This is a genomic window from Frankia sp. AgKG'84/4 (assembly GCF_023242965.2).
Lineage (GTDB): Bacteria > Actinomycetota > Actinomycetes > Frankiales > Frankiaceae > Frankia.
The window spans coordinates 1-677 of the sequence record NZ_JALKFU020000645.1; the positions used below are offsets into that span (position 1 = coordinate 1).

The window sequence follows — 677 nt, forward strand, 5'->3', positions numbered from 1 at the left end:
CGCCGGGGCCCCGGCCGTTGCTCGGCGCGGTCATGCCCGCTCCGTCCGGCGGGCCGCGGCCAGCACGCACAGGCCGGTGACGACGGTCAGCGCCGCCTGGACCGCGAGGTCCACCCGGGCGGTCGACGCCGGAGATCCGTCCGCCCACAACAGCAGGGGGACGGCCACCGCGGCGGCGAGGCCCAGCGCCAGCAGCACGCCGCGCTCGCCGAGGGCGAGCAGGTAATGAGTGAACAGCACGGTAGCTCCGAGACAGGTCATCGCTGCGGCCAGGGGAAGGAGCGCGCCGGAGGCGTCAGTGAAGCGGGGGCCGAAGGCCAGAGCAAGAAGTTTGTCGGGTGCGGCGAGCGCGGCGCCGAGCAGCCCCACTGCGGGTACGAGGAGTATCGCGATGGTCGCGCCGAGTTGGTGCAGGGCGTGCTGCCCGAGATGGCGCCGATCGGCGGCCTCGGGCAGCAGGAAGCCGGCCAGCACCACCGCGGCGAGCACCAGCACCTTGCTGGCGACGGAGACGGCGGCGTACGACCCAGAGCGGTCCGGTGCCAGCCGACCCTGCACCAGCACGTCGACGTTCTGCAACAGCGCCAGCAGCGCCAGCGCGACCAGCGCCGCCCCCACCTCCGCGGCCAGCCGCGGAGGTGGGACGGGCGGGGTCGCGCTGGCGGGCGGGGCCGGCT

Annotated in this window: 1 pseudogene; it reads right to left on the minus strand. The window is 75.3% G+C overall.

Annotation, left to right across the window (positions count from 1 at the left end):
* Nucleotides 1-30 precede the first annotated feature (30 nt).
* Nucleotides 31-677 (minus strand): annotated as a pseudogene (locus MXD58_RS24400) (hypothetical protein); the annotation flags it as partial.